Annotated in this window: 15 protein-coding genes; 5 read left to right on the top strand and 10 right to left on the bottom strand. The window is 59.6% G+C overall.

All coding sequences use genetic code 11. From position 1 onward, the window contains the following. Nucleotides 1–41: 41 nt before the first annotated feature. Nucleotides 42–1,832 (top strand): long-chain fatty acid--CoA ligase, encoded by a 1,791-nt coding sequence (locus AB5Y97_RS05765; RefSeq protein WP_342401530.1) that lies wholly within the window; start codon nt 42–44, stop codon nt 1,830–1,832. An 81-nt stretch (nt 1,833–1,913) separates the two neighbouring features. Here AB5Y97_RS05765 and gshA read toward each other — a convergent pair whose 3' ends face one another. The 4 genes from gshA to AB5Y97_RS05745 form a co-directional block, all read right to left on the bottom strand. Beyond that, nucleotides 1,914–3,512, bottom strand: a complete 1,599-nt coding sequence (gene gshA / locus AB5Y97_RS05760; RefSeq protein WP_368157363.1) for a glutamate--cysteine ligase — start codon at nt 3,510–3,512, stop codon at nt 1,914–1,916. A gap of 61 nt (nt 3,513–3,573) precedes the next feature. Next, nucleotides 3,574–6,387, bottom strand: coding sequence for a M16 family metallopeptidase (locus tag AB5Y97_RS05755; RefSeq protein ID WP_368157362.1), 2,814 nt, complete (start codon nt 6,385–6,387; stop codon nt 3,574–3,576). A gap of 27 nt (nt 6,388–6,414) precedes the next feature. Continuing rightward, on the bottom strand, nt 6,415–6,852 hold the full coding sequence (locus AB5Y97_RS05750; RefSeq protein WP_042656294.1) for a YqaA family protein: 438 nt from the start codon (nt 6,850–6,852) through the stop codon (nt 6,415–6,417). Continuing rightward, complete coding sequence (locus tag AB5Y97_RS05745; protein ID WP_201947082.1) at nt 6,849–7,826, bottom strand: NADP-dependent oxidoreductase; 978 nt, start codon at nt 7,824–7,826, stop codon at nt 6,849–6,851. The genes AB5Y97_RS05750 and AB5Y97_RS05745 overlap by 4 nt, the downstream gene beginning before the upstream one ends. A 56-nt stretch (nt 7,827–7,882) precedes the next feature. Here AB5Y97_RS05745 and AB5Y97_RS05740 point away from each other — a divergent pair, with 56 nt between their 5' ends. After that, a complete protein-coding gene (locus tag AB5Y97_RS05740; RefSeq protein WP_201947125.1) occupies nt 7,883–8,050 on the top strand; it encodes a hypothetical protein in 168 nt (55 codons plus the stop codon). 54 nt (nt 8,051–8,104) lie between these two features. Here the strand turns inward: AB5Y97_RS05740 and AB5Y97_RS05735 are convergent, their stop codons facing one another. Further along, the gene (locus tag AB5Y97_RS05735; RefSeq protein WP_201947080.1) at nt 8,105–9,115 is read right to left on the bottom strand and encodes a Preprotein translocase subunit SecY; all 1,011 of its coding nucleotides are present in this window, start codon (nt 9,113–9,115) and stop codon (nt 8,105–8,107) included. Nucleotides 9,116–9,370: 255 nt separating this feature from the next. Between AB5Y97_RS05735 and AB5Y97_RS05730 the strand changes: the two genes are divergently transcribed. Next, nucleotides 9,371–9,667 (top strand): hypothetical protein, encoded by a 297-nt coding sequence (locus AB5Y97_RS05730; protein WP_201947078.1) that lies wholly within the window; start codon nt 9,371–9,373, stop codon nt 9,665–9,667. A 19-nt stretch (nt 9,668–9,686) separates the two neighbouring features. Beyond that, nucleotides 9,687–10,037: a hypothetical protein gene (locus tag AB5Y97_RS05725; protein WP_064338790.1), complete on the top strand. Its 351-nt coding sequence runs from the start codon at nt 9,687–9,689 to the stop codon at nt 10,035–10,037. A gap of 51 nt (nt 10,038–10,088) precedes the next feature. Here AB5Y97_RS05725 and AB5Y97_RS05720 read toward each other — a convergent pair whose 3' ends face one another. From AB5Y97_RS05720 to rpsF, 4 genes are all read right to left on the bottom strand, one after another. After that, on the bottom strand, nt 10,089–10,829 hold the full coding sequence (locus AB5Y97_RS05720) for a ferredoxin--NADP reductase (RefSeq protein ID WP_064338791.1): 741 nt from the start codon (nt 10,827–10,829) through the stop codon (nt 10,089–10,091). A 101-nt stretch (nt 10,830–10,930) separates the two neighbouring features. Then, the gene (gene rplI / locus AB5Y97_RS05715; RefSeq protein WP_005340490.1) at nt 10,931–11,377 is read right to left on the bottom strand and encodes a 50S ribosomal protein L9; all 447 of its coding nucleotides are present in this window, start codon (nt 11,375–11,377) and stop codon (nt 10,931–10,933) included. Nucleotides 11,378–11,429: 52 nt separating this feature from the next. Beyond that, nucleotides 11,430–11,660 carry a 30S ribosomal protein S18 gene (gene rpsR / locus AB5Y97_RS05710; protein ID WP_005308890.1) on the bottom strand — a complete coding sequence of 77 codons (231 nt, stop codon included), beginning with the start codon at nt 11,658–11,660 and terminating at the stop codon, nt 11,430–11,432. Between the two features lie 30 nt (nt 11,661–11,690). Further along, entirely contained in the window at nt 11,691–12,077 is a 387-nt protein-coding gene (gene rpsF, locus AB5Y97_RS05705; protein WP_005308887.1) for a 30S ribosomal protein S6, read from the bottom strand. Between the two features lie 237 nt (nt 12,078–12,314). Between rpsF and AB5Y97_RS05700 the strand changes: the two genes are divergently transcribed. Continuing rightward, a complete protein-coding gene (locus AB5Y97_RS05700; RefSeq protein WP_005358049.1) occupies nt 12,315–13,538 on the top strand; it encodes an Nramp family divalent metal transporter in 1,224 nt (407 codons plus the stop codon). 54 nt (nt 13,539–13,592) lie between these two features. On the opposite strand, the gene AB5Y97_RS05695 is transcribed toward AB5Y97_RS05700, so the two are convergent. Then, nucleotides 13,593–14,861, bottom strand: a complete 1,269-nt coding sequence (locus tag AB5Y97_RS05695; RefSeq protein ID WP_041206016.1) for an IS4-like element ISAeme4 family transposase — start codon at nt 14,859–14,861, stop codon at nt 13,593–13,595. Between the last annotated feature and the right edge of the window lie 101 nt (nt 14,862–14,962).

The raw sequence follows: 14,962 nt of genomic DNA, 5'->3' as shown, positions 1-14,962 counted from the left end.
CCCTAGCGGGCGTACAACTGTAATTAAAGGATGTTTAACTGATGCCGAAGCTTCATCTGGTTCGACTGATGCGTGAACGTATTGCCCAGCTTGGCAACAAGGCTGCCCTGCGGGTTCAGCAAGATGGCCAGTGGCGCGCCATCGGCTGGCGTACTCTGGGCCAGGCCATGGACTACTGCGCACAGGCGCTGATCCGTGCCGGCCACCAGCCAACCGAAATGGTCGGCATCTATGCCCGCAACATGCCGGAGTGGACCCAGGCCGATCTCGGCATCCTTGCCGCCCGCGGTGTCAGCGTCCCTATCTACCCCACCAGCACGCTCGAACAGCTGCGCTACATCGTCAAAGATGCCGGCATCAAGGTGCTGTTCGTTGGCGAACAACCCCAGTTCGATCAGGCGCTGCAACTGATTGAAAGCGGCGAGATCCGCCAGCTCATCGCCCTCGACGGCAGCGTCAACCTGCGCGGCTGCGAGCAGGCGAGCCACTTCCAGACATTTCTGGTCTCCGGCAACCATCAGCCCAGCGAGCAGGAACTGCGAGTACGGGAAACCCAGTACCGGATGGATGATCTGCTGACCCTGATCTACACCTCAGGCACAACCGGCGAGCCCAAGGGGGTGATGCTCGACTTCAGCAACATCGCCGCCTGTTTCGAGATGCACAACAGCCGCCTCGATCTGAACGAGCAGGATGTGTCGCTCTGCATGCTGCCGCTCAGCCACGTGTTCGAGCGGGCCTGGAGCTACTACGTGCTCTATTGCGGCGCCGAGAACGTCTATATCCGCGATCCGCAGAAGGTGATGGATGTGATTGGCGAGGTGCAGCCGACCGTAATGTGCGCCGTGCCGCGCCTCTACGAGAAGGCCTATGCCATGATCCAGGCCAAAGTCGCTCAGGCTCCGGCTCTGCGCCGCGCCCTGTTTGGCTGGGCGACCAAGGTCGGAAAACAGATGGTTGCCACCCGTCAGGCGGGCAAGTCCGCTTCCCCGCAGCTCTACGGCCAGCTCTGGCTCGCCGAGCGACTGGTGTTTCGCAAGCTGCGCGCCCGTTTTGGCGGTCGTACCCGCTTCCTGCCGGTGGCGGGCGCCCGCTTGGCCGACGATGTGAACCTCTTCTTCCAGGCGATGGGGCTCAATCTCAAGTACGGCTACGGCATGACCGAGACCACCGCCACCGTCTGCTGCTACGAAGACAGCCAGTTCAAGCTCGGCTCCATCGGCACGGCACTGAACGGCATCGAGGTGAAGCTGGGTGAGAACAACGAACTGCTGGTGCGCTCCCCCACCGTGATGCGCGGCTACTACAACAAGCCGGACGCGACTGCCGAAGTGATGACCGAAGATGGCTTCCTGCGTACCGGCGATGCCGGTGAGTTCGACAGCCAGGGCAATATCTACTTCACCGAGCGCCTCAAGGAGCTGATGAAGACCTCCAACGGCAAGTACGTGGCACCGCAGCTGGTGGAAGGGACCATCGGCAAGGATCGCTTTATCGAGCAGATCGCCATCGTCGCCGATGCCCGCCACTTCGTCTCTGCGCTGATCGTCCCCTGCTTCGAGTCGCTGGAGGAGTACGCCCGCTCCATCAACCTGCAGTACCAGTGCAAGACCGAGCTGCTGCGCCACTCCCGGGTGATGGAGTTCTTCGAAGCACGCATCGCCGACTTGCAAAAAGAGCTGGCCAAGTTCGAGCAGGTGAAGAAGTTCACCCTGCTGCCGAGCGCCTTCTCCATGGAGCTGGGTGAACTGACCCCCACCATGAAGTTGCGCCGCAAGATCATTGAGGCCAAGTACCAGAGCGAAATCGAGGCCATGTACAACCACGTCTGATATCGCTCAGGTTCAGAGAAATAAAAAAGCCGCTCACTCGAGCGGCTTTTTGTTGGCACTTTGGTTGGTACGAACCCGCCTTCAGGCCGTGGTGGTAGTGGTACCGAAGTAGTCGGCCAGGAAGTCATCGAACGATAGGCTGTCGCTGCGTTCGCGTTCGCGCTGCTTGGCCAGCGAATCCTTCGCCTCACCGGCAAAGTAGGCTTCATCCCAGTACTGCAGCTCCCCTGCCAGCAGCTCCTCCCGATAGCGGGTCGCCAGCTTGTCGCCATAGCAGCCGTTGTCCTTGCCGCTCTCCAGCAACTCCCTGAGCATGCGGGCGGAGTAGGTGAGCTCGGGGTCGAGCAGCTTCTCGCGGTGCATCGCCAGCGTCTCGCGATAGCGGTTGCGGCCACAGCAGCGATCCAGCAGGTCGGCCACCTGAGCCAGCTCGTCAAACAGCTTGAGACCGTACTCTTTGAGGCCAATGGCATTGCCCTGCTCATCTTCAAGCGTCAGGCCGGGACGACGCCCTTCCAGCACCACCTTGTTCTGGTTGCGGCGGTTGCGGGCAATCTCCTCGTCACTCAGCACCGGAGAGGGGCGCAGCAGGCACCAGACCAGGAACAGGTCGAAGAAGCGGATCTGATCCGCATCGATGCCGAGCGGGGTGAAGGGGTTGACGTCCACGGTGCGCAGCTCGATGTATTCGATGCCGCGCTGATCCAGCGCATCCGAGGGCTTCTCGCCGCTGCGCGGAGTGCGCTTGGGGCGGATCGGGGCGTATAGCTCATTCTCCAGCTGCAACACGTTGTCGTTGAGCTGACGATACTCCCCATCCACCTTGACCCCGATCTTGGCAAAGTCGGGATTGTGGGTGTTGATGGCGCGGCGCAGGCTGCTGACATAGGCTGGCAGATTGTCGTGGCTGATCTTGAGCCCAGCCTGGGCACTGTTGGTGTAACCGAGATCGGAGAGACGCAGCGCGGTGGCGTAAGGCAGATAGAGGGTGCCCTTGCCGGTCTTCTCGAACGGCAGGTTGCTCTTGCGCCCTTTGAGGAAGGATTCGCAGATGGCCGGAGAGGCACCGAATAGATAGGGTACCAGCCAGCCGAAGCGGTAGACGTTGCGAATAAGCCCCATGTACTTGTCGGAGATAAAGCGCTGGCTGCAGCACCCTTCGCACACCAGGTCCTGCCACTCGCTCCAGAAGCTGTCGGGCATGGAGAAGTTGAAGTGCACCCCGGCGATCACCTGCATCAGGCTGCCGTAGCGGTTCTTCAAGCCCTGACGGTAGAGGGTCTTCATCCGGCCGATGTTGGAGCTGCCGTACTGGGCCAGCCGGATGCTATCTTCCCCGCCGACGAAGCAGGGCATGGAGAGCGGCCAAATCCGCTCGTCACCCAGATGCTGAATCACATGGTGATGGATGTCGCCGAGCTGTTCCATCAGGCTGTCGATGGAGTCGGTGGCCGGGGTGATGAACTCCAGCAGGCTCTCCGAGTAGTCGGTAGTGATATTGGGATGGGTCAGGGCCGAACCCAGCGCCCGGGGATGGTCACTCTGGGCGAGTCGGCCATCCGGCGTGATGCGCAGGCATTCACGTTCGATCCCGCGCCGGATCCCCTTGAGCGCGGTGAGGCGCTCCGGTGATCCCAACGCATTCAGCAACTCGGTGAGCGACAAGCTTGTTGTAGTCATATTCACGGCTCATGTGAGGCCGCCCCATCCGGGGCGGCTCTTGATTTTTATAAAGCGTCAGTTACGGCAACTGCAGCGGATAGATGGGAAGATGAAGCTCCTTCAGGGGTTTTTCAAGCTTTTGCTTGTCTCCCACCACCACGATCACCATGTCGGCCGGATTGAGCCAACGGGCGGCACTGGCCTTGAGCGCCTCGGGCGACACCGTTTTGATCAGGTTGTTCTGGGCCTGCACATAGTCCGGTTTCAGGTCATACATCACCATCTGCAGCAGGAAGCCCGCCTTCTGGCCCAAGGTCTCGTAAGAGAGGGCATCCTGCTGGGAGACCGCGCTGCGCATATAGGCCAGCTCGACCGGGGTCGGGCCGCTCTTGCGGTAGTTGTCCATCTCCTTGAGGAACTGGCGGATGGCATCCACAGTCGCATCGGCCCGCACATTGGCGCCGGTGGCGAAGGTGCCTACCTCGCGGTTAGCGGAGAAACCGGAGCTGGCGCCGTAGGTGTAACCCTTGTCTTCCCGCAGGTTGAGGTTGATGCGGCTGTTGAAGTTGCCACCCAGATTGAAGTTCATCAGCCCGGCGGTGAAGTAATCCCCCGTGGTATCGAACGGCATGGCGCGACGACCGATGCGGATCACCGACTGGGGCGCCCCCGGCTTGTCGACCAGATAGATACCCGGCTTGGCCTGCTCACCCTTGAGCTTGAGATCCCCCAGAGTCGGCGTGGCCCCCTTCCACTCGGTCAGGAAGCCAAGTTGCTCCTCGATCTGCTTCTGCTCCACATCACCAACCACCACCACTTTGGCGTTGGTGGGGTTGTAGTAGGCCTGATAGAAGTGCTTCACGTCCGCCAGGGTCAGCTTGGCCACATCGGCCGCCACCCCATCGGTAGGTTGACCGAGGCGGTTTTGCTTGCCGTAGACCAGCTCGCGGAACGCCTGCCCGGCCAGCCACTCGGGCTGCTGCTGGGCCTGTTGCATCCCTTGCAGCAGCTGCGCCTTGACCCGCTCGAAGTCCGCCTCCCGCATGCCCGGGCGCTCCAGCACCTCGCGCACCAGCGCCAGGGTCTGGGGCAACTTGTCCGCCAGCGAGCTGACGGTGATGAGGTTGTTGTACTGGGCGCTGGAGACATCGATGGAAGATCCCAGCTTTTGCAGCTCGTCGCTCAGCTGAGCCTCGGTCAGGCGCACCGTGCCCTGCCCCATCATGGCGGCAGTCAGATTGGCCAGCCCAAGTTGCCCCTTATCTTCGGCACGAATGCCGCCCGGCAGGGCAATCATGATGGAGACGGCGGGGATCTCGTCACTCTTGGTGCCGATGATCTCGATGTTCTTGTCGAGCTTGCCGTGCCAGATGGCGGGTACCTTGACGCTCACCGCCTCACTCGCCTTGGGCTGCACGCTGCGATCGAAATTGTCTTTTACCGGTCGTTCGGCCAGCGCCTCGTCATGCTTGCTGTAATCCGGCAGCTCGCGCTTGGCGGGGGTAAAGTTCGGGGTAGCAACCTGCCACTCGGTCTTGCCCTTGGGCACCACGCTCAGCACCACCGCAGGCTTGCCGGCGATGAACTTGTCGTAGGCGGCCTTCACCTGCTCAGGTGTCACCTTGCCGATGGCATCCAGCGTCTTGAACACATAGTTGGGATCCTGGGCAAACACCTGACCCATGGCGAGCTGGCTCACCTTGCCGGAGACGCTATCCAGCCCCCAGATGGCTGAGGCGCGGTACTTGGCGATCGCCTTCTCCAGATCTTCCGGCTTGAGGCCGCGCTGGGCGAACTCGCCGATCACCTTGTCCACCTCCCCCTTGAGGGTCTTGAGGCTGCCATCCACCGACGGATTGGGATAGGCGTAGACCGTCAGGGTACAGGCCAGCTCTTCGCAGTAGTGGGACGCCCCCACATCGATCGCCTTGCCGGTTTTAACCAGCGACTGGTAGAGCATGGAGCTGGCGGAACCTCCCAGCACGTCGGCAAACATGTCGAGTGCCGGCTCCTGCGGGTCACCAAGGGATACGGTGGGGTAGCTGATATAGAGCAGCGGCAGGTGCACCTTGTCCTGCAGCGTCACGTAGCGGGTCTCGGGCAGGGTCACCGGCTTTGGCGTCGGCTCGGCCACGTCCGGACCGCGCGGGATGGAGCCGAAGTACTTCTCGATCCACTCGAGGGCCTGCTTGCTGTCGAAGTCGCCGCCCAGGGTCAGGGTGGCGTTGTTGGGGCCATACCAACGCAGGAAGAACTGCTTGAGGTCGTTCACATCGACCCGGTCGAGATCTTCCACGTAACCGATAGGCTGCCAGGAGTAAGGGTGAGTACGCGGATAGAGCGCCTCCCCTACCTTCTCGCTCACCAGCCCGTACGGCTGGTTATCGACCCGCTGGGCCCGCTCGTTCTTGACGGTGGCACGCTGGATCTCGAACTTCTTCTGGCTCACCGCATCGAGCAGGAAGCCCATCCGATCCGCCTCCAGCCAGAGCACTTTTTCCAGCTGGTTGGCCGGCACGGTCTCGTAGTAGTTGGTGCGATCCTTGTTGGTGGTGCCGTTCATGTCGCCACCGGCCTCGTTGATGATCCGCATATGCTCCTGATCACCGACGTGTTTCGAGCCCTGGAACATCATGTGCTCAAAGAAGTGGGCGAAACCGGACTTGCCGACCGTCTCGCGGGATGAACCGACGTGATAGGTCACATCGAGGTGCACCAGCGGATCGGAGCGGTCGGGGGCCAGGATCACGGTCAGGCCGTTGTCCAGCTTGTACATCTGGTAGGGGATGGCGAGCTTGCCCTCCTCCTTGCCCTGTTCGGCGATCAGGGTCGGTGCCGCCAGCACCGGCAGGGTGAAGCCCAGCAGAATCGTTAAAGGTATGACTTTGTTCACGGTAACCTCGTGAGTGACAAAAACAGGCTAGAAAATGTGACTGGCCAGCAGAAAAACCAGGGCATAACGGAACAATTTGCCGAGCCCGATCAGAATGAGAGAGCGCCAGAAGGAGAGGCGCAGCCAACCGGCCAACAGACAGAGACCATCACCGACCACCGGCGTCCAGGCAAGCAGCAGACACCAGTGACCATGTTGTTTGAGCCAGCCTAAGGCTTTTTGTTCCCCACGGCCTTGAAAATCTTCCGGTTTTTTCTTGAAGGTGGCGAGCCAGCCGAGCCACCAGGTGGTCATGGAGCCGAGGGTATTGCCCAGCGTCGCCCACAGCAGCAGGCTCGCCATACTCCACTCCCCCTTGGCCACCATGGCCCCCAGCAGCACTTCGGAGCTGCCGGGCAGCAGGGTGGCGGAGGTAAAGGCGCTTAAAAAGAGCCACCCCAGCCCCATCTCCATCATCTCGCTCATCCGGGATAGCCGTCGGCCGCAGGCATCCGCAACAGCAGCTTGCCGCGCACATGGCCCCCTTCGATGGCCTGATGGGCCAGCGCCCCCTCGGCCAGGGGGAATTCACCGCCGAGGGTAACCTTAACCTCCCCCTGACGCAGCAGCATCAACATCTGCCCCAGCTGCTTCTGGTCGGGGTGCACCAGCATGCCGACCACCTCGATCCCCGCCGCAGCCCCAGCATCCTTGACCTGCTGGGCGGTAATGGTAGGCACAGTCACCAGGCGGCCACCCGACTTGACGCAGGCCAGCGCCGCCTTGCCGCTCTCGCCGCCCACCAGATCCAGCACCAGATCGACCTGACCGGCCTCTGCTACCACCCGTGCTGGCCAGTTCGCATCGTGGTAATCCACCATCCAGCGCGCCCCCAGAGCATGGAGGAAGCCATGGTTGTCGGGGCTGGCGGTAGCCACCACCTCGGAGCCATAGGCGCTGGCAAACTGCACCGCAAGATGGCCGACCCCACCGGCACCGGCGAGGATCAAGACCCGCTGACCGCTCTGGAGGCCGCCGTGCTCAAGCAGCCCCTGCCAGGCGGTGAGACCGGCCAGCGGCAGCGCCGCCCCCTGCTGCAGGCTCACCCCGTCGAGTTTGACCAGCTCGCTCTCGCTTGCCACCACAGACTCCCCGTAGCCACCTGCGGTGAGGGGAAACCCAACCATGCCGCACACCCGATCCCCCTCGACCAGCGAGGTTACGCCGGGGCCTACCTTCTCTACCACGCCGGAGATGTCATAACCCGGCGTCCAGGGCAGCTTGTCCTTGTTCTGGGCCGCCGCCCAGCCAAGACCGGCGCGGGTTTTGGCATCGATGGGGTTGACCCCCGCAAAGCAGATGCGCACCCGCACTTCGCCATCGGCTGGCACCTTATCGAGGGAAGGGTTGAGCTTGAGTACCGAGGGGTCACCGAATGCGGTAATCTGTAGTTGCGTCATTGCACAATCCATCCTGTTGATTGATCAAGGGTCAACAGAATAACAGCGAGGACACCATGGCTCGAATGTTTCTTATTCCTCTGTTGCTGGCACTGGGGTGGTGGGCATTTCTGCTCTACTTCCGCATCCCGCTCAAACAGGGGGCCAAGGGGTTTTACTGGATCATCGGCATCGGTGGCGGACTGGCCGCCTTCCTCAGCCTGATGATGATGCTGACTCACTGAGTGCCACAGCCACTCGATAACGAAAAAGGCCACCGCGTTCCGGTGGCCTTCTCACTATCCGGGTTGCTGCTCCAGCGCCGGATTGAGGTAGTAGTGGCGATTGCTCCCCTGCCCCAGCACCCCTTGCGACAGCAGATGGTGGAACACCCGATCCACCTCCTCCAGTGAGAGTGACAGCGCCTGTGCCACCGAGCGCTTGCTGCACTTGAGCTCACCGCTCACCAGCGCACCGCGCACCTGCGCCAGCACTTCGGGGGCGGGCTCGGGGGGCATGATGGGCTCGGACTGGGCAGCCATCGCCAACGCTGCCTGCGCCTCTCTGCGAGCTTGCTCTTGCTGCCAGCGCCACATCCGGCGAAAGCGGTTCTCCTCGCCGATCAGGCTGACGAAGAAGGCGCCGAACACGTCGAGCAACACCGAGAGGAAGCAGACCAGCAGGAACTGCACCTGACTGATGCTCATCCCCACCCCGTCCGCCAGACTGCTCATCAGCCCCAGCATGGAGGATTGTTCGTTGACCGGCTTGGCATCGCGCTGCTGGCGCAGCTCATCCTGCTGCAAGCGCAGCTTGGTGTTGGCGTGCTGCAACGAGGAGACGCCACTGGAGATGCGCTCCAGCTCGATGTATTTGCGGGCCGCCTCCTCGTTGAGCTGGATCTGCCGCTCGATGCTGGCGATCTGCTCGTCGAAACGGGCAAGCTCCCGTTCGTGGCGAGCCTGCTGGCTCAGTACCGTGTTGGTGGCACTGTTGATGCCACCAATACTGCCGCCGATGGAGATGGCCGCCAGCACGCTGTAGAACAACAGCGACCAGAAGGCACCACTCAAATCCCGCCGCGCCTTGCGCTCGCCGTACTCGTACCAGACGTAAAACTTGCCCAGTTCGAAGATGATGGCCAAGCCGCCGAACAGCCACTTCATCAGCGGGTTGTCATCGATGGAGAGGAACAGCAGCAGGGAGAAGATAATGGAGGCCAGAATAGCCAACCCGGTGAAACTGTATACCGTCGTCAGAGCAAACCACCCCTTGGGGTAGCGCAATGTAGAGGAGTCCTGTGTGGTCATGATGAAGGGGTGTGCTGTGCAGGAAAAGTTGGCTGCCGATTATAGTCGCCAGACTCGCCCAGAGAAGGGCAAATGACTGAATTCCTTCAGATTGGCAACCAGCTGCCCAGAGTGCGACCAAAACGGACAAATCGGCAGCAGAAAAGCGATACAATCCCTCCCTGACTTGATCATGTAGTGAGATGGGGAACAGTTCCGCCCGGGTTCAGCTCCGGTCTGTACACTCATCCACCGTTGCAATTATCCGAGGCCATCATGAACAGTAAGACCACTTTGCTACTCGCCCTTCTTCTGGTTACCGGCAGCGCCGCAGCGACACAGCAATATCAAGAGAGCAGTGGCTCCGAATTCTCCGTCGATGAGCTTAAATTCAATCTGGACTGGGATGACAAGCAGTTCGGCTGGACCCAGAACGACTGCCTCGACTTGGGGGTCGGCGAAACAGCCCCGGCCGACTGCAGGGCGGTCAAATTCAATCTGGAAGATGAAGAGAACCGCAACCAGCCGCCGCAAACCAACCAGATCCCTGCCAACTTGCAGAGTGGTCAATAACGACAGGAGTACACTTGCGATGACCCAAGCCAAACACAACCCTGTTATCCAGCGTGGCGCCCTGTGGCTCTCCCTGCTGATGGCGCATGGCATCGCGGTTGCGGCGCCGCCAAGCAAAAATAGCGATGGCATCAAGATCTCCGGTGATGACATCAAGATCAATCTCGATTGGGATGACAAAGAGTACGACTGGTGGCAGGACAACTGCCTGGATCTTGGCATTGGCGACAGCAGGATCAAACTCAACTGCGACAAGATGGATGGCAAGTACCGGGATCACTACAACCGCAGCATCCACAGCGGCAATAACCCCGGGCAAGGTCACGACAAACAGAAAGATAAAAATAAGGGCAACGGCAAGAAGAACTGACCGCCCCCTTTCCTTATGCAGCAGGGGCATGGCGCCCCTGTGCTGATTGTTTTACCAATAATTCTCCGCACTGATATTGCCCGGCGCCCGCCGCAGATTCTTGGCCAACCCCAGCGCCAGCAAGGTCTGCTGGGTCTCTTTCACCATTTCCGGATTGCCGCAGATCAGCACCTGACTCAGCTCGGGTGAGAACTCCAACCCCACCCGCGCCTGTAGCTGACCATTGGCAATCGCCGCCGGGATCCGCCCTGCCATTGCATCGGGCCAGGGCTCGCGGCTGACAAAGGGGACATAGCGGAAACGCGCGCCATATTGCTCGGCAAAGCTGGCGATCAAATCCTGATAGCTCAGCTCCTCGCCTTTACGTACCCCATGCACCAGCACCAGATTCTCGAAACGGTTGAAGGCTTCCCCATCGGCCAGCATGGAGAGGAAGGGGCCGATGGCAGTACCGGTCGAGAGCAGCCAGAGATCGCGCCCGGCGGGCACCTCATCCAGCGTCAGAAAGCCGGTGGCTTGGGATTGCACCAGCAGGGTATCGCCCGCTTGCAGCGAGCCGAGGGACGGAGTCAGCTCACCGCTCGGGATCTCGACCAGATAGAACTCGTGATATGGCGCAGAGGGGGGATTGACGAAGGAGTAGGCGCGCTGAATGCGGCGATCACCCTGCTCGAGGGCCAGCTTGGTGAATTGGCCTGCCTTGTAGGGAGCCAGCTCGGCCGCTACTCGCAGGGAGAACAGAGTGGGTGTCCATTCGATGCGTTCGATGACGCGACCTTCTACCCAAGCCATAAGGATCTCCTCCAGTGGAACAGACCTTCACTCTACCCCCGGGCCGGAAAATAAAAAACCCGCGCAAAAGCGCGGGTTTTTTCTGCAAAAGCGAATCGCTATTACAGGGCAACAACCTGGATCTGTACGGTTGCTTTAACGTCAGCGTGCAGCTGAACAGCAACTTCGTAGTCACCGGTGTTACGCAGAACGTTGCCCATGCGGACTTCGCTCTTGGCAACGGCTACGCCGGCAGCAGTGATGGCTTCAGCCACGTCACGGGTACCGATGGAACCGAACAGCTTGCCTTCGTCGCCAGACTTGGAAGCGATAACCACGGTAGCCAGTTCGGCCAGCTTGGCAGCACGCTCTTCAGCAGCAGCTTTGTTGGCAGCCAGTTTGGCTTCCAGCTCAGCGCGACGAGCACCGAAAGCTTCGATGTTGGCCTTGGTGGCCATAACAGCTTTGCCTTGCGGGATCAGGTAGTTACGGGCATAACCAGATTTCACGGAAACTTGGTCACCCAGACCGCCCAGTTTGGCGATTTTGTCGAGCAGGATAACTTGCATTACCTTTCCTCTATAAATTTCGTTGAGTTAGGCTTAAGTGCCGGGCCGATTCTTACTTGTTGTGCAGATCGGTGTACGGCAGCAGAGCCAGGTAACGAGCACGCTTGATGGCGCGTGCCAGCTGACGCTGATACTTGGCGCGGGTACCGGTGATACGGCTCGGTACGATCTTGCCAGATTCAGTGATGTAGTTTTTCAGAGTAACGATATCTTTGTAGTCGATCTCGGTAACGTTCTCGGCGGTGAAGCGGCAGAACTTACGACGACGGAAATAACGTGCCATGGCCTTTATCCTCTAGTCAGTGATCCAGAATTACTCTTCGGAAGCAGCTTCAGTAGCTTCTTCGCGGCGCTCGTCGTCACGACGGGTGAAGCGCTCTTCTTTGGCCTTGGCCATCGGAGAAACTTCAGTCACGGCGTGCTTGGTGCGCATGATCATGTTGCGGATAACGGCATCGTTGAAGCGGAAGTTGGTTTCCAGCTCATCGATAACGGCTTGCTCTGCTTCTACGTTCATCAGAACGTAGTGGGCTTTGTGCAGTTTGTCGATCGGGTAAGCCAGCTGACGACGGCCCCAATCTTCCAGGCGATGAATGGTACCACCGGAGGTGGTGATGGCGCCGGTGTAACGCTCGATCATGCCGGGAACTTGCTCGCTCTGGTCCGGATGAACCATGAAGACGATTTCGTAATGACGCATTTTAGCTCCTTACGGATTAATTCAGCCTCCGCCCAGGTGCAGCCAGACCTCGGAGGCAAGGAACATAAAGGTGTTTAGTCGCTGCTTTTCTAGGGCGGCGTATTGTACGAAATCACATCCCTCACTGCAACTGACCGCCTTAAATGTTTTTCCCGATGGAAATCATCAGAAACAACAATTGATAATGATTATCACTTAGATCTATTCTCTCTCCATATCCTTATGGAGGGTGATGCCATGCAACCCGCACTGACGACTACGATTCCAGCCCGCAAATTCAAACTGACCCTGCTCGGGCCTGCCTTTATCGCCGCCATCGGCTATATCGACCCGGGCAACTTCGCCACCAATATTCAGGCGGGCTCTACCTTTGGCTACCAGTTGCTCTGGGTAGTGGTATGGGCAAACTTGATGGCCATGCTGGTGCAAACCCTCTCGGCCAAACTTGGTATCGTCACCGGCAAGAATCTGGCGGAGCACATCCGAGACCGACTGCCAAAACCGGCGGTCTGGGCCTACTGGGTGCAGGCAGAGATCATCGCCATGGCCACCGATCTCGCCGAATTTATCGGCGCCGCAGTCGGCTTCAAGCTGCTGCTTGGCGTGACCTTGCTTGAAGGAGCCTGCATCACCGCCGTGGTGACCTGGGGGATCCTGATGCTGCAATCCCGCGGCCAGAAACCGCTGGAGTTCGTGGTCGGTGGCCTGCTGCTGTTTGTCGCGGCGGCATACATCGTCGAGCTGATCTTCTCCCGCCCCCATCTGCCCAGCCTGCTGGAAGGGGCTCTCTTCCCCGGCCTGCCCAATAGCGATGCCGTCTATCTGGCCGCCGGTGTGCTCGGTGCCACCGTGATGCCCCACGTTATCTACCTGCATTCGGCACTGACCCAGCACACGCAGGATCAGGGCTCGGTCAGCCAGCGGCTGCACACCACCCGGGTCGATGTGGCGATTGCCATGACCATCGCCGGCTTCGTCAATCTGGCGATGATGGCGATGGCGGCCGCCGCGTTCCACAGCTCGGGCCACCAGCAGGTAGCGGAGCTGGAATCCGCCTACCAGACCCTCACTCCGCTGCTGGGTCAGGCTGCAGCCACCCTGTTTGGCCTCTCGCTGGTCGCCTCCGGCATCAGCTCTACCGTGGTGGGCACCCTGGCCGGGCAAGTGGTGATGCAGGGCTTTGTCCGCTTTACCATCCCGCTCTGGCTGCGTCGCGCCATCACCATGGCTCCCGCCTTCGTGGTGATCGCCATGGGTCTCAACACCACCGAAATTCTGGTGTTGAGTCAGGTGATCCTGAGCTTTGGCATAGCGCTGGCCCTGATCCCGCTGTTGATGCTGACCGGCGATCGGGCGCTGATGGGGCAACATCGCAACCATCCGGTCACACAAGCCATCGGCCGCCTTATCGTTGCACTGGTGATTGGCCTCAACGCCTATCTGCTGGTCGCCATGATCTAGCGAACCGTAAAACCGAGAAGAGGGGCTCATTAACACTGGTTCATATACAGGACCTTAAGAAAACACTTCATTTGAAATTCCTTCTAAGGTCCTGTTCTGTATCGATTTTCGCTGCTTGGTTCGACGGGCATTTTTCGCCAAGTAAACGGCAGCCCATTCCAGACGCTCTCTTATTTCCACCAACACCCGATGAGCCACCGCTTCCAATAACGGGAACCACCAGGTTCCGCTATTTTTCGCCGCTTTCAGTGTGGATAAACCGTCCCCCATCAGCGTCTGAGCTACCCGTCTTTTCATCACCAGCGACAACAGGCTGGCCCACACCAGCCCCTCGGCAATGGCTTTCTGACCTGTCACAAAGCCCTTGAGCCGGTTGTGCGACTTCCACTCCTTAAACAGCAGCTCCACCTGCCAACGACAGCGGTACAGGCTCATCACCCGCTCTGCTGGCCATGCCTCTCGTGGCAGATTGGTCATCCAGATACAGAACCGTTTCTCCTCGGCAAACCAGCGTCGGATCAGCCGATACTCGAACTTGCCCGATTTCACCACCATATCCAGTACCTCTGCCCGACAGTGCCGCCGTCCAGCATCCTTGAGTGACAGGCCCGCCAGCTTCGGCACTTCCCGTTCGTCACCGCGCCATGCCCGGATAATCTTCGGGTTCAGGCTCTTACTACCCCTGACCAGATAGAAACCGCCCGCCTCGTTTAGTTTCGCAAAGTAGGCCATATCGATGTAACCCGCGTCCGCCAACAGCAGGCTGTTATTGAGCCGCTCGGGCTCAGGCAGGAACTGGCGCTCTGACGCCGTATCGGCAGAGACCTGCATGCAAACTGGACTTTGCTCCAATAGAGACATGAGCATATGACACTCGATTGCCGCCGGGCTAATGGTCTTGAACCTTCCCGGAAACACTTCGGCCAGGCTTTTGTGGACGGCAAAGGAAGTACCATCCTGCAACAACACCTGTTTGAATGCGCCAAGGGATGCAGTCTTCATCTGTTGGCCGATACGCAAGGCGATAGCCCGTTCAACCAGCGCCTTCATGAACAGGGCGAACGACGCTTTGCGCAACTGGTTGTGAAAGGGCTTGTAGGAAACCTGATGGGCATCAACCAGTTGCAAGGCATTGAAATGATGGTGCAATCCAGCGATACCATCGACCTGGTCGCAGCCAAGTGCCCGCAAGAGTGCAGTCACCAGCATGGCAGGCGTAATGGCTCGTTTGCGCAAGCAAAATTGGCAGTCACGGGCAATGCGGTCGAGTTCGGCAGGAGAGAGAAGTTGCTCAAGATAGTGGTTGGCATCGATAATGGTCATGGCTTCGTGCGTGGCGGTTTTGTTTGGCGATAAAATCAGATCACAATCGAAGCCATTTTTATATCTATTTCAATTGGTTGCTGCTAAAGATCCTGTACATG

Source organism: Aeromonas sp. R10-2 (assembly GCF_040908445.1).
Classification (GTDB): Bacteria; Pseudomonadota; Gammaproteobacteria; order Enterobacterales; family Aeromonadaceae; genus Aeromonas; species Aeromonas veronii.
The sequence above is the reverse complement of the archived record's forward strand: the minus strand, read 5'-3'. Positions and strand labels throughout refer to the sequence as shown.

Excerpts from the sequence above, each read along its gene's own strand:
- AB5Y97_RS05765 (WP_342401530.1), top strand. The coding sequence starts at position 42 with ATGCCGAAGCTTCATCTGGTTCGACTGATGCGTGAACGTATTGCCCAG.
- gshA (WP_368157363.1), bottom strand. The coding sequence starts at position 3,512 with ATGACTACAACAAGCTTGTCGCTCACCGAGTTGCTGAATGCGTTGGGA.
- AB5Y97_RS05750 (WP_042656294.1), bottom strand. The coding sequence starts at position 6,852 with ATGAGCGAGATGATGGAGATGGGGCTGGGGTGGCTCTTTTTAAGCGCC.
- AB5Y97_RS05745 (WP_201947082.1), bottom strand. The coding sequence starts at position 7,826 with ATGACGCAACTACAGATTACCGCATTCGGTGACCCCTCGGTACTCAAG.
- AB5Y97_RS05740 (WP_201947125.1), top strand. The coding sequence starts at position 7,883 with ATGGCTCGAATGTTTCTTATTCCTCTGTTGCTGGCACTGGGGTGGTGG.
- AB5Y97_RS05735 (WP_201947080.1), bottom strand. The coding sequence starts at position 9,115 with ATGACCACACAGGACTCCTCTACATTGCGCTACCCCAAGGGGTGGTTT.
- AB5Y97_RS05730 (WP_201947078.1), top strand. The coding sequence starts at position 9,371 with ATGAACAGTAAGACCACTTTGCTACTCGCCCTTCTTCTGGTTACCGGC.
- AB5Y97_RS05725 (WP_064338790.1), top strand. The coding sequence starts at position 9,687 with ATGACCCAAGCCAAACACAACCCTGTTATCCAGCGTGGCGCCCTGTGG.
- AB5Y97_RS05720 (WP_064338791.1), bottom strand. The coding sequence starts at position 10,829 with ATGGCTTGGGTAGAAGGTCGCGTCATCGAACGCATCGAATGGACACCC.
- rplI (WP_005340490.1), bottom strand. The coding sequence starts at position 11,377 with ATGCAAGTTATCCTGCTCGACAAAATCGCCAAACTGGGCGGTCTGGGT.
- rpsR (WP_005308890.1), bottom strand. The coding sequence starts at position 11,660 with ATGGCACGTTATTTCCGTCGTCGTAAGTTCTGCCGCTTCACCGCCGAG.
- rpsF (WP_005308887.1), bottom strand. The coding sequence starts at position 12,077 with ATGCGTCATTACGAAATCGTCTTCATGGTTCATCCGGACCAGAGCGAG.
- AB5Y97_RS05700 (WP_005358049.1), top strand. The coding sequence starts at position 12,315 with ATGCAACCCGCACTGACGACTACGATTCCAGCCCGCAAATTCAAACTG.
- AB5Y97_RS05695 (WP_041206016.1), bottom strand. The coding sequence starts at position 14,861 with ATGACCATTATCGATGCCAACCACTATCTTGAGCAACTTCTCTCTCCT.